The organism is Flexivirga meconopsidis (genome assembly GCF_026162425.1).
Classification (GTDB): Bacteria; Actinomycetota; Actinomycetes; order Actinomycetales; family Dermatophilaceae; genus Flexivirga; species Flexivirga meconopsidis.
In genome coordinates, this window is the sequence record NZ_JAOBQJ010000002.1 from 446,830 (window position 1) to 458,793 (window position 11,964).

At 65.4% G+C, this 11,964-nt stretch carries 11 protein-coding genes; 1 reads left to right on the plus strand and 10 read right to left on the minus strand.

What is annotated here, in order from left to right; all coding sequences use genetic code 11:
- Positions 1 to 57 precede the first annotated feature (57 nt).
- From N2M23_RS07450 to N2M23_RS07490, 9 genes are all read right to left on the minus strand, one after another.
- Entirely contained in the window at positions 58 to 1,179 is a 1,122-nt protein-coding gene (locus N2M23_RS07450; protein WP_265444449.1) for a hypothetical protein, read from the minus strand.
- Between the two features lie 1,144 nt (positions 1,180 to 2,323).
- Positions 2,324 to 2,647: a helix-turn-helix domain-containing protein gene (locus N2M23_RS07455; protein WP_265444450.1), complete on the minus strand. Its 324-nt coding sequence runs from the start codon at positions 2,645 to 2,647 to the stop codon at positions 2,324 to 2,326.
- The gene (locus N2M23_RS07460; RefSeq protein WP_265444451.1) at positions 2,644 to 3,732 is read right to left on the minus strand and encodes a tyrosine-type recombinase/integrase; all 1,089 of its coding nucleotides are present in this window, start codon (positions 3,730 to 3,732) and stop codon (positions 2,644 to 2,646) included. Before N2M23_RS07460 ends, N2M23_RS07455 begins: the two co-directional genes overlap by 4 nt.
- A 163-nt stretch (positions 3,733 to 3,895) precedes the next feature.
- Complete coding sequence (locus tag N2M23_RS07465) at positions 3,896 to 4,630, minus strand: adenylate/guanylate cyclase domain-containing protein (RefSeq protein WP_265444452.1); 735 nt, start codon at positions 4,628 to 4,630, stop codon at positions 3,896 to 3,898.
- 49 nt (positions 4,631 to 4,679) lie between these two features.
- The gene (locus N2M23_RS07470; RefSeq protein ID WP_265444454.1) at positions 4,680 to 5,375 is read right to left on the minus strand and encodes a hypothetical protein; all 696 of its coding nucleotides are present in this window, start codon (positions 5,373 to 5,375) and stop codon (positions 4,680 to 4,682) included.
- A gap of 15 nt (positions 5,376 to 5,390) precedes the next feature.
- Positions 5,391 to 5,882: a Pycsar system effector family protein gene (locus tag N2M23_RS07475; protein WP_265444455.1), complete on the minus strand. Its 492-nt coding sequence runs from the start codon at positions 5,880 to 5,882 to the stop codon at positions 5,391 to 5,393.
- A gap of 121 nt (positions 5,883 to 6,003) precedes the next feature.
- A complete protein-coding gene (locus N2M23_RS07480) occupies positions 6,004 to 8,931 on the minus strand; it encodes a vitamin B12-dependent ribonucleotide reductase (RefSeq protein WP_265444457.1) in 2,928 nt (975 codons plus the stop codon).
- A gap of 116 nt (positions 8,932 to 9,047) precedes the next feature.
- Positions 9,048 to 9,548 (minus strand): transcriptional regulator NrdR, encoded by a 501-nt coding sequence (gene nrdR, locus N2M23_RS07485; protein ID WP_265444459.1) that lies wholly within the window; start codon positions 9,546 to 9,548, stop codon positions 9,048 to 9,050.
- Between the two features lie 413 nt (positions 9,549 to 9,961).
- On the minus strand, positions 9,962 to 10,375 hold the full coding sequence (locus tag N2M23_RS07490) for a LysM peptidoglycan-binding domain-containing protein (protein ID WP_265444460.1): 414 nt from the start codon (positions 10,373 to 10,375) through the stop codon (positions 9,962 to 9,964).
- A 277-nt stretch (positions 10,376 to 10,652) separates the two neighbouring features.
- Between N2M23_RS07490 and lexA the strand changes: the two genes are divergently transcribed.
- Entirely contained in the window at positions 10,653 to 11,372 is a 720-nt protein-coding gene (lexA, locus tag N2M23_RS07495) for a transcriptional repressor LexA (protein WP_265444461.1), read from the plus strand.
- A gap of 22 nt (positions 11,373 to 11,394) precedes the next feature.
- Here lexA and N2M23_RS07500 read toward each other — a convergent pair whose 3' ends face one another.
- Positions 11,395 to 11,925 (minus strand): hypothetical protein, encoded by a 531-nt coding sequence (locus N2M23_RS07500; RefSeq protein WP_265444463.1) that lies wholly within the window; start codon positions 11,923 to 11,925, stop codon positions 11,395 to 11,397.
- Between the last annotated feature and the right edge of the window lie 39 nt (positions 11,926 to 11,964).

Here is an 11,964-nt window from a genome sequence, read left to right on the forward strand (position 1 = left end):
AGCGGTCGGAGGGACCGTCAGCCTCGCTTAAGGATGCGCGATACTGGTAGGGGTGCGCTATTCGAACCAGGCAGGGTTCCCTGCAGCGGTGGCTGAGTTCCCATCCCTGCGCAGGGAGATGTACTCGGTCCACTGGTGCTCGACCAGCTCCGCCCATTGGGCGGCTGTGCTGTGCGCGAGGCCCAGGTAGTCAGCCAGGACGGGGACCGGAAGCTCCTTGGCAAGGTGCGCCAGGGCGGCGTTCCTCGATGGCCGCACTCCAAGATCCAGGCGCTGCTTGATTCGCACGGCCAGGCTGTTCGGGTCGACGTGGCGGCCAGGGTTCTTCCCTGGGAAAAGCCATCTGGTGTTGGTCAGTTCGGCCGCTTGCCGCTGTTGCAGAACGAGATCCGCCAAGGCTTCCGGAAGCTGGATCGGCGTCCTACCGACGAGAAGCTCAACGTGGTCTCCACGGCGGACGATCTGCTCGATCCTTATGGTGACTAACGCGGTTGGACCGAGGGCGAAGAGAAGCAGGAGGGCGCCAGCCACACGGAGGTTCAACGGCAGCGTGACGTCGACCGTACACCTGCGGAGAGTGGCCCAGCGCTGGTCTGTGGAGAGGAACTCTGACGGCCGGCGGTGGCGTCGCAAGGGCACGAGCAGTCCGCCGACCAAGCCTTGGCGGCGAGCCCAACGGACGAAGTCACGGATCTCGGCCCGAGCTGGTGGTCCGGTGGCGAGCCAGCGATCGAACGTTTCCTGTGACAGGTTGCTAAGTTGGTCGCCCTCGGATTCGAGCCAGGACATGAGCCTCGTCGCGAGCAGCAGTCGTTGGCGTGCGTGTTGACGAGTAGCCGGGCGGTGAGGTCGCCGATTCGCTCGTCGCAGGACGTGCCAGACCGCGTATCGGCGCACGATCATCTGGTTCTGGGGTTGCAGGCTGCGGAGTCGATGCGCAAGCCACGCGATGGTGTCGTCGAGCTCTGAGTTCCGAGGTGGCAGAACCTCGGTGAAGACGAGAAGGGCGCGCAGGAATCCAGCCGCTGGGCGGTTGGTTTCATCGTCAAGCGCCTCGTGAGTGAGGGTGTCGCCTGCGGTGAGTCGGCGAAGGATCGCTGCGGATCGACTGCGCGTCCACCCGATAGCTGTCATGGGCCGGCTCTCGACGTCGAAATAGTCCAGCAAGGGCGTGAGCATCTCGAGGACCTCGCCATCGCGCGAGACGACCTCGAGTATCTCCTCCTGAGCAGTGCACCTTGGGCACCGTCCTCGCGAGTAGGGGGCTGCCAGAACTCCGCACGCGTGACACGTCCACGGATGCGGTTGACCACAACAGGCGGCACAAACGAGTTGGTCATCGTCCGAGGCGCCGACCAGTGGCCTGTTCTCGCCGCACTGTGGACACCGTTGAGGCTTTGTCCGGATCCGCTGGTAGCACGCGTTGCAGACCGGACCGAGCGGAAGCTGGGCCCAGACCGGCGAATTCCGGGCACATACCGCACAAGTTCGCCGCGGACGATTGCGCACGTAGCACGGGTAACAGAGATGAGAACCGTTGACACGTCTGACCTTTGGCGAGGTGGGTTCTCCACAGTCCCGGCAAGCGACAGGGTCCGGATCCCAGCACCTGTCGCACAGCCGCTCCCCCGTTGGTCCTCTCCTCGGGACCTGTGAGTGCTCGCGACCGCACTGAGAGCACGCCTGCTTGTGGTGGCGCTTGTAGCAGGCCCAACACAAGCTGCCGCCCTCAACGGCGAGGCTCCTCACGGTATGCGTGCGCCCACAGCCCGCGCAGACGAACGCATCGCGAGGCCTACAGGTCTGACACAGCGGGGCTCCCTCGGCGGTCCTCGTCGCCACGGGAAGGACCCGCCCGCATCCGGAGCACTCGTGACGACGCTCGGGGTCGTGATGGATACAGCCAGAACAGACCAGCCCAAGGACCGAGTGGCGTCCGCCGACCGGCCGTGTGCGACCACAGCGTCCGCAGGGCACGGTTCGCCGTGAGAGGTAACAAGTACCGCAGATGCGATTGCCGTCGGAGCCCCAACGGTTCAGGCGAACTTGTCGGCCGCAGTCCGAGCACTTGCCCGGTACGACGAGATCGGGGTACGGGTCGGCGAGGGCGTTTAGGAGATCAAGGCGGCTCGCCGGACCGTCCGAGCGACCGGAAACCAGCGCGTCCGGGTTGATTTCCAAGTACTGGAGCAGGGCGACCTGAGACTTTGGGTAGAGGTTGAGGGAAGCGATGATCCCGGCCACGGTGTCGCGAACGTTGGGTTCTCCCAGCAGGTCGCTAACCGCATCGACCAACCGGGAGTCGGTCGGCCATGTGGGCACCTCAGAGTCCCTTGGGCCGCCGAATGGTCGAGCGCCGAACGGGGGGTCTCTCTTGAGCCGCAGTTGTGCCGGTCTTGGCAACCGCACGGTTCACCACCGAGACGCTGATCAGGTCTCCGGGCCCGCATGTCAGGATGTCGCATAGAGCAGCGAGCGTGTCCATGGAGAGCCTTTGTGGTGGCTGGGTCACCAACCGGTACACCTGCTCTCGGGACAGGTGGATTCCCCGCTCTTCGAGGTGTGGCAACAGGTCGCTCGTTTGGAACATACCCTGCGTCGCCATGAGCTGGCGCAGGTGCCAGTCGTAGCCCATCTTACGGATCACGATTGATCCTCCCATCGGTGTCGGTCGCGGTCGAGGACGCGCTGAAGGAGGCGATGCCGGTAGTCGTCTGAGACGCCGGCGTACACGGCTGTGGTGGAGGCGTACTGGTGCCCGACCTGATCTTGAACGAAGCGTTCCGGGTAGTCGAACTCGATCAGGTGGGTCACGTAGGAATGGCGAAGCGAGTGCAGGTCGAGCTCTTCCGGTAGGCCTGCCTCCTGCCGGGCATCATTGAACGCTCGATTGATCGACCTCAGTGACAGGCGCCCGGCACGCTCAGACAGGAACAATGCGGGGTGACCAACCGGACCAAAGGCTGGCCGTAGGTCCTCCATCCACTGCTTCAGTGGGTCGATGACCCAGTCCATCTCCGGCACCAGCAAGACGGATCGCCGTTTTGGTGGACCGCCACGCGAGCTCTTTCCCCACCTGACGAACAGGCAGCCCGCGTTGCCGTAGTCAGGCACCTTTGGGTTGCCGTGAAGGTCGGCGATGTCCAGCCCCCAAAGTTCACGACGCCGCAGCCCGAACGCGTAGACCACTTTGAGCACGATGGCGTCACGTTGAGCAGCAATCGCACCCTTCCGGCCCCGACCTCGGATGCTCTCGACGAGACCGTCGGCGGCGTCGAAGAGCCTCTGGACCTCGTCATAGGTCAAAGGACGCCGTCCAGGGTCGCCTTCGTACGGCGTGGTGTGGTGGTAGCTGTTCCACTCGGTCACGACCTGGCTCGGCGCAGACCCGAACTGCTCCGTGCACTTGCTGACCCATTCGTAGTCGGAGCTCGTGAGGTATTCGAGGAAGATCCTCAATGCCGCTTGGTAGCCCCTGATCGTCGTCGGTCGAGCCCCGGCCAGACTCGTGACGAACGCCTCGAACTCGGTGGGCGTCCACTGCCAGGGGTACTGGTTCGAGTACTCGGTGAAGCGCCTCACCACCGCCAGTCTCCCCTCGATCGTCGAAGCCTTCAGCTGCCGCGACCGCTGCTGCGCTACCCAGCCATCCTGCATGGCCGCGAAGGTGGTCCGCTCAGGGTCTGAGGCAGTGCCAGCGCCCTGAAAGCGCCCAGTAACGAGGTTGGTCATTGTTGCATCCTATACAACAATGATGCATGACCGCACGGCCGATCCCGCGCCAGTCACAACGGCGCCCAGCGGGCCACCAGACTTCCCGGAAGCGCAGACCCGGCCTGGCATAGCCCCGCAACGATTCCCTGAACGGCTGCGCCACCGAGGCGCATCCGGAGCCTCAGGAGATATTCTCGTCGATCCACTCAGACATGGTGGTGAGGATCACGTTTCCGGTGCAGACGGTTCCGAGCTCCGTGTCGTACTGACTTGTGAGCCATTGGGCGTTCTCTACATTGAGGTTGGAATTGAAGTCGTGGCCGACCCACATGGGCTTTGAAGTCCAGCCTCTGCCTGCTTTGTGCGCCAAGTGGGCGGCACGATTCACGACATCACCCATATAGACGACGTCGTTCAGGCCGCTGCCGTTGTAGCCGGCTTTGATCATCAGGACCCTGCCCCAGTCGACCCCGATTCCAAGGGTGAGTTCGTCATAGCCCCGCTTGCTGAGATGCTTGTTCAGGAGTTTGCTGAGTGTGTTTGCGCGGCAGGCTACGGTGAAGACGTCGTCGATATCGGACTTGCGCGGGGTGTTGTAGGTGGCCCAAACGCAGTCGCCAACGATGTTGACCTCGCGCACGTAGGGGTCGCTATTAAGCGCGGCGACCATCTCGGAGATGAAGGCACGGTACAACTTGGCCAGCGCGGGGCGTTTGTACTTCGTGGTCAGTGCTGAAGAGTCGCGGATGTCGATGAAGATCGCTGAGCAGCGACCGTAGAAGCCGTTGGCGTAGGTCAGTCGATCACGGTCCGGCAATGCGTCTACCTCCTCGAACTGGCCGGCCGGCTGGTTGAGGATGTCAGCGATTCTTGCGGAACTGTCGACGTAGGAATAGGGCTTAAAGTTGCCGTCCATCGTTAGGACCCGACCTGCGCGATCGCTGCGGAGAGGGCAGGCCGGCTCGTCACGGAGACCACCACCAGGTGGACCCATAGATGCGGTAGCCGAGGTCCTGAGTCCCGAGGTCCTTCCATCGGTCCTCGCCGTTCTTGGTGCTGTACTTGGCCTCTTTGTTGAGCCGCCCGTAGACGGCGGCGCTGACGTAGCTCGGGTAAACTGGGTCGAGCGCGGCCATTTTAGCGGCGTTGTTCGCTGCATTGCTAACCCAGACCAAGTCGTTGCTGCCCCGTACTCCCGCGCGGATCACGTGGATCGTGGAGGTGTCGATACCGACTCTGTGTCTGAGGGTGTAAGTCGACTTAGGGTACTGGCTCTTTATTGCGGGCTGGATCAACTCTTTGGCAACCCAGTTGATTCTCAGGGCTGCTTTAGCAGCGTTCGAGTTCTTGCTGTCACCCAGGAACACTCCCATCACGCGGTCGCCGTCGAATGCTGTGATGGTGCCGTCGTGGTGGCGGATCATCCGGGAGCTGGCGTAAAGGAACGTCTTGTAGATCTCCGCCGAGAAATGCCACTTTTTGCCTTTCACCATCTGCGTCGACCCCGCAAGATCCGCGTAAAGGACCGTTGCGTCGAGCGTCACTGCGAGGTTGCTGAGCGCGACGTCATCAGTGGCGGGCACAACGCGACCGTCGCGGGTGACCCATTGCTCGCGGAGCGTCTTGGTGACGAAATCTTCGAGCTCAGTGCGAATGGTCATGATCGGTGGTGTCCATCAAGTCGTGGCCGCGATGACGGTACCGACGGCGAGCAGCAGCACCGCGATAGCGAGGGCGAGCAGGCTCCAACTGCTGAAGAGATACTTCTGTCGGGCGACGGTTGCGTTTGCCCAGATCTGATTAGCCAGCTGTTTGCCTGTCTCGTCGGGGTCCCCCAGCATTCTCATCAGGTCCGCGTGGTGGGCATCCGGATCCTTCTTGTACTTGCGGGCAACGTGCTCGTAGTAGATGAGCGAGGTGGGCTCGCCCACCTTGAGCCGCGGAACGACCACGTACAGGGCCAGTGCAGTCGCGGCCAGCAGTGCGACCAGCCCAGCAACGACGAAGAAACGTGCGGTACAGGAAAGCTGGGTCGAGTGGTCGAACAATGCGTTGGCGGCCAGACCTCCGAACACCCCAGATCCGGCTAGCGAGCCAGCGGCTTTGGTGTCGGCGAACCGGAGCCAGTCGTTGGTGTGCTCAAGCACCCTCCACAAGTTGTCGGTCATCTCGCTCCTCCGAGCTGTGCTGCCTGCGGTCACTAAATCCGGCCTGAGTAGTCGGCCTGTGTGGGGTGTCACCGAGCGGTAACACCCCACACACGTTGCATCTGCCGAATATGGCGCGCTTTCAGCTGCAGCCGCTGGTCGAGCCGCAACCCTCGCAGACGTAGCAGGAACCGGCGGGGCGCATCTTGGTGCCACAGGTCATGCAGATCGGCGCGTCCGCGGCCTTGCCCTGGAACTTCTCCAGCAGCTCGGCCGAGGAGTGGATCTCACCGGACACCGCTCGCGCATCGGCCGCACCCGAACCCGACTCGAGGTCGGACTCGGCCGCATCGGCGCCGGCGCTCGCGGAGTCGTCGGCCTGCTCGACCTCGTCGCTCTTCTTGGAGGTCGCACCGACCGACTGCGAGTAGGACGCGATCTCGTCGGCAGCCTCGTCGGCGTCGTCGCGCTCCTCGGCATACGAGCCGGTCTCGAGCTGGCGGGCCCGCTCGGCGGCGGTGTGGATGCCCATGAACGAACGGGTCTCGAAGTCCATGTGATCCAGCGCCAGGCGGCGGAAGACGTAGTCCATGATCGACTGCGCCATGCGCACGTCCGGGTCGTCGGTCATGCCGGCCGGCTCGAACCGCATGTTGGTGAACTTCTCGACGTAGGTCTCCAGCGGCACGCCGTACTGCAGCGCGACCGAGACGGCGATCGAGAACGCGTCCATCATCCCGGCCAGGGTCGAACCCTGCTTGCCGAACTTCAGGAAGAGCTCACCGAGCTGACCGTCGTCGTAGGTGCCGGCGGTGAGGTAACCCTCGGCGCCGCCGACCGCGAACGAGGTGGTCTGGCTGCCCCGGCGCTTGGGCAGCCGGCGACGCACCGGGCGGTACTCCACGACCTTCTCCGGCTCGGCTGCGGCCTCCGTGCCCACGGACTTGTCCGACTTCTTGCCGTCGGACAGCGGCTGGCCCACCTTGCAGTTGTCGCGGTAGACCGCGAGCGCCTTCAGCCCGAGCTTCCAGCCCTCGAGGTGCACCTCAGCGATGTCGTCGACGCTCGCGCTCTCGGGAAGGTTGACGGTCTTGGAGATCGCGCCGGAGAGGAACGGCTGCACCGCCGCCATCATCCGCACGTGACCCATCGGAGCGATCGCCCGCTCCCCCATCGCGCAGTCGAAGACCTCGTAGTGCTCCGGCTTGAGACCGGGCGCGTCGATGACGTGGCCCTTCTCGGCGATGTGCTCGACGATCGCCTCGATCTGCTCGTCCTGGTAGCCGAGCTTGGCCAGCGCCCGCGGGATCGTCTGGTTGACGATCTGCATCGATCCGCCGCCGACGAGCTTCTTGAACTTCACCAGCGAGAAGTCCGGCTCGATGCCGGTGGTGTCGCAGTCCATCATGAAGCCGATGGTGCCGGTCGGCGCGAGCACCGAGGCCTGCGCGTTGCGGTAGCCGTTGCGGGCACCGGTCTCCACGACGTCGGCCCAGGCCTTGGTCGCGTAACGGTGCACCTCGGAGTCCATCGCGTCCAGCGTGCGGACCGCGTCGTTGGCGGCCTGGTGCTTGCGCATCACCCGCTGGTGCGCCTCGGCATTGCGGGCGTATCCGGCGTAGGGGCCGACGATGCCGGCCAGCTCCGCCGAGCGCTTGTATGCCGCGCCGGTCAGCAGCGAGGTGATGGCCGCCGCGAGCGACCGGCCGCCCTCGGAGTCGTAGCCGTGGCCGGTGGCCATCAGCAGCGCGCCGAGGTTGGCGTAGCCGATGCCGAGCTGACGGTAGTCGCGCGTGGTGTCGCCGATCGCCTCGGTCGGGAAGTCGGCGAAGCAGATCGAGATGTCCATCGCGGTGATGACCAGCTCGGCGACCTTCTGGAAGGTGGCCGCATCGAAGGTGTCGTCCTCGCGCAGGAACTTCAGCAGGTTGAGGCTGGCCAGGTTGCACGAGCTGTTGTCCAGCGACATGTACTCCGAGCACGGGTTGGACGCGGTGATCCGGCCGGTCTCGGGGTTGGTGTGCCAGGCGTTGATCGTGTCGTCGTACTGGACACCCGGGTCGGCGCACTCCCAGGCGGCCTTGTTGATCTTGTCGAACAGCGTGCGGGCGTCGACCTCCTCGATCACCTCGCCGGTGTGCCGGGCACGCAGCCCGAACGAGGTGCCGTCCTGCACCGCGCGCATGAACTCGTCGGAGACCCGCACCGAGTTGTTGGCGTTCTGGTACTGGACCGAGGTGATGTCCTTGCCGCCGAGGTCCATGTCGAAGCCGGCGTCGCGCAGCGCGCGGATCTTGTCCTCCTCGCGCGCCTTGGTCTCGATGAACTCCTCGATGTCGGGGTGGTCCACGTCGAGCACGACCATCTTGGCCGCGCGCCGGGTCGCGCCACCGGACTTGATGGTGCCCGCGGACGCGTCGGCGCCGCGCATGAAGGAGACCGGGCCGGAGGCGGTGCCACCGGAGGACAACAGCTCCTTGGAGGAGCGGATGCGGGAGAGGTTGAGGCCGGCGCCCGAGCCGCCCTTGAAGATGAAGCCCTCTTCCTTGTACCAGTTGAGGATCGAGTCCATCGAGTCGTCGACCGACAGGATGAAGCAGGCCGAAACCTGCTGGGGCGACTTGGTGCCCACGTTGAACCAGACCGGGGAGTTGAAGCTGAACACCTGGTGCAGCAGCGACCAGGTCAGCTCGTGCTCGAAGATCTCGGCGTCCTGCTCGGTGGCGAAGTAGCCGTGCTCCTTGCCCGCCTTGACGTAGGTGAGCACGACCCGGTCGATGAGCTGCTTCAGGCTCGTCTCACGGGCCTGCGTGCCGAGCGCGCCACGGAAGTACTTGGTGGTGACGATGGTCGAGGCGTTCAGCGACCAGTCGGCGGGGAACTCCACGCCACGCTGCTCGAAGATCGTCTCGCCGGTCTTCCAGTTCTGCTGGACGACGTCGCGCCGCTCCCAGGTGACCTCGTCGTACGGGTGCACGCCGGGCGTGGTGAAGATGCGCTCGACGGTCAACCCCTTCCCAGCGCTCGTGGCGCGACGGGACTGCGGGCTGACGTCTGCCGTGTCGGTCATGTCCAACTTCCTTCCAGAACCGGATCGGTGAATTGCCTGAAATTGCTTGATGCTGCTTGCTATTGGTCGTTCATCAACGGCGGGTGGCGTATGACGCCAGCCCTCTCGTCGCCCACTCATTCATTGTCGTCGGGACCACCGACAGTGGCTTCCGGCTCGACGCCGATGGGCTCGCGCTCGGCCCGCAACAGGGTGATCGCGGCCTCGAAGTCCTCCAGCCCCTCAAAGGCCTGGTAGACGCTCGCGAACCGCAGGTAGGCCACCTCATCGAGGCTGCGCAGCGGACCCAGGATCGCCAGACCGACGTCATGCGCGTCGATCTCGGCGGCGCCCTGTGCCCGGATGGACTCCTCCACCTGCTGCGCCAGCAGCGCCAGGTCGTCCTCGCTGACCGGACGGCCCTGACACGCCTTGCGCACGCCGACCAGCACCTTGCCGCGGCTGAACGGCTCGCTGGCTCCCGACCGCTTGACCACCGTGAGGCTCGCGGTCTCCAGCGTGGAGAACCGCTTGCCGCAGTTGGGGCACTGCCGGCGGCGCTTGATGCAGGTGCCGTCCTCACTGGTGCGACTGTCGACCACGCGGCTGTCGTCGTGACGGCAGAACGGGCAGTGCATGGCGCTCCTCCTTCGAGGTCGGACAGGGTCGTCGCACCCGCTGATCAAGCCCGGAGAAACCCGCTCCTGTGGATGAAGGTGTGGGTATCCGGTGGATGACTTGGGGACAACGTGTGGACTAGATGTGGATGAATCCCAACGATGTAACTACTAGATGTAGGGATGTTAGGCACCTGGACCACAAGCACGCAAGGCACCGGCGCGTCGTGTCGAATCTGTGCAGGTCAGGGGCCGATTGCGGGTGTGTCGTACGGCGTGTCGCGGGCCTCGCGAGCCCGAGTCGCCGATCGCCCCTACCCCTATGACAACAACGGGCGGGTGCAGCACAATCCCGTGCTGCACCCGCCCATTGCGTGAGTCCAGGACACGGTTGGACCCACGCTCTTGCTGTCGCCAACCGACAGCAAAGTCGATCAGCGCGGCAGACTGAGCCGCTGACCGGCATGCACCTGCAACGAATTCAGGTCGTTCGCCTGCTGCACCTTGGCCACCGCGTCGCCAGTGGTCAGCTGCGGATAGGCGCGATGGGCCACCTCGGACAGCGTCTGTCCGGACTGCACGGTGACCGACTGCGGCTGGGCCGGCGGCGCCGCCCACGCACGGGCCGCCAGGGCACCCGACAGACAAAGGACCAGCACCGCGGCACCGATCACCAACCGTCGGCCGCGAGCGGTGAGCCGGACTCCGACGCGCGCCGGGACCGCACGGCGCTGCGGCACCCCGGCGACCGTGGCGGTCGCGCCGGCGCCGGTCGGGACCGACCGCAGGCGACGCCGCGGGCGCGGCGGGACGGTCGCCGGCACTTCCCACTGGGTGACTGCACTCATCTCTTCCTCCTGGACCATGGCCTCCGCCACCGCGCGCTGTTGCGAACGCGTGTGCGATAGGACGTCTGTACGATGTATAGCACGGACGTTCGACACTGTCGAGACACGCGTCGTACAGATGTTTGGCAACTGTGTCCGAAGCCCATACTCTTGTTTCACGAGCATCAGACAAGCACCGACCACCGACAGCCCCTCGGCGGTCGCGCGCGGACCCGGGCCGAAACATGCAGAACGGCGCGGGTTTTCGCGGACACGGGGTCGATCAGGAGATGAGGCGATGGCGAAAGTTCACAAGCTGCCGGACCGGTCAGGTGAGAGCCTGACCACACGGCAGCGCAAGGTGCTCCAGGTGATCCGCAGCTCCGTCGCACGTCGCGGTTACCCGCCGAGCCTGCGTGAGATTGGCGATGCCGTCGGCCTCACCAGCCCGAGTTCGGTGGCGCACCAGCTGACGATGCTCGAGCGCAAGGGCTACTTGCGCCGCGACCCCAACCGACCGCGCGCCATCGAGGTGATCGACCCCGAAGCCGGTCGCGACCAGCGCGGTGTCCGCGGCGGCTCCAGCGTGACCGCCGCCGACGAGACCAGCGTCGACGAGACGGGCCTGGGCGACGAGCGGCCGTCGGCGTCATACGTGCCGGTCGTGGGGCGGATCGCCGCCGGTGGCCCGATCCTGGCCGAGGAAGTCGTCGAGGACGTCTTTCCCCTGCCGAAGCAGATCGTCGGCGAGGGCGACCTGTTCCTGCTGAAGGTGGTCGGTGACTCGATGGTCGATGCCGCGATCTGCGACGGCGACTGGGTGGTGGTGCGCCAACAGCCGACCGCGAGCAACGGCGAGATCGTCGCCGCGATGCTCGACAACGAGGCGACGGTCAAGACGTTCAAACGCACCCGCGGAAAGGTGTGGCTGCTGCCGCACAACGAGGCCTACGAGCCGATCGACGGCGACGACGCCACGATCCTCGGCAAGGTCACCGCGGTGCTGCGCAGGGTGTGAGCCGGCGTACCCACGTTGCCGCTCAGCCGGTCGGCAGTTCGCCTATCAGCTGAGCGGCGGTACGGGCGAAGCTCAGCGCCTGCTCTTTCGTCGGGCGAGCGCCTGGTGCATGTGCCACGGTGTTGCGCACGAGCCGGAGGTTCCAGGCGGCATCGACGAACCGCGCATCGACGACGCCCGCCTCCCGCAACGCAGCCAGCACCCCGCGCGGCGCGGTACGGGTGCGCACCTGCGGGTCGACCTGCCGGGCCGCCTCGTTCATCCTGCGCTCCAGCACCGACCACGCGGTGAGGATCAACCCGCTCGGGTCGTCCTCGGCACGATCGGCCCAGCCGTCCGGCAGGGATGCGCGCGGCCCGATCGCCTGGTCCCCCGCGGACTCGTCGGCGCTGGCCCGCGCCGACGCCAGTGCTTCGTCCAGCTCGAGTTGCACGCCGCCTCCGCTGAACCTGCGCAACCGGTCCAGCGCGCCGGCGATCTGCCGGCGGAAGATCAGGATCGCCACCAGGAATGCGACCGGCCAGGACAGCACCGATCGGATAAGCTCGCTCACCTCACCGACATCCATCCGGCGAGCGTAATTGAGCAGCGT

Excerpts from the sequence above, each read along its gene's own strand:
- N2M23_RS07480 (WP_265444457.1), bottom strand. The coding sequence starts at position 8,931 with ATGACCGACACGGCAGACGTCAGCCCGCAGTCCCGTCGCGCCACGAGC.
- lexA (WP_265444461.1), top strand. The coding sequence starts at position 10,653 with ATGGCGAAAGTTCACAAGCTGCCGGACCGGTCAGGTGAGAGCCTGACC.
- N2M23_RS07450 (WP_265444449.1), bottom strand. The coding sequence starts at position 1,179 with ATGCTCACGCCCTTGCTGGACTATTTCGACGTCGAGAGCCGGCCCATG.
- N2M23_RS07465 (WP_265444452.1), bottom strand. The coding sequence starts at position 4,630 with ATGGACGGCAACTTTAAGCCCTATTCCTACGTCGACAGTTCCGCAAGA.
- N2M23_RS07490 (WP_265444460.1), bottom strand. The coding sequence starts at position 10,375 with ATGAGTGCAGTCACCCAGTGGGAAGTGCCGGCGACCGTCCCGCCGCGC.
- N2M23_RS07460 (WP_265444451.1), bottom strand. The coding sequence starts at position 3,732 with ATGACCAACCTCGTTACTGGGCGCTTTCAGGGCGCTGGCACTGCCTCA.
- N2M23_RS07475 (WP_265444455.1), bottom strand. The coding sequence starts at position 5,882 with ATGACCGACAACTTGTGGAGGGTGCTTGAGCACACCAACGACTGGCTC.
- N2M23_RS07470 (WP_265444454.1), bottom strand. The coding sequence starts at position 5,375 with ATGACCATTCGCACTGAGCTCGAAGATTTCGTCACCAAGACGCTCCGC.
- nrdR (WP_265444459.1), bottom strand. The coding sequence starts at position 9,548 with ATGCACTGCCCGTTCTGCCGTCACGACGACAGCCGCGTGGTCGACAGT.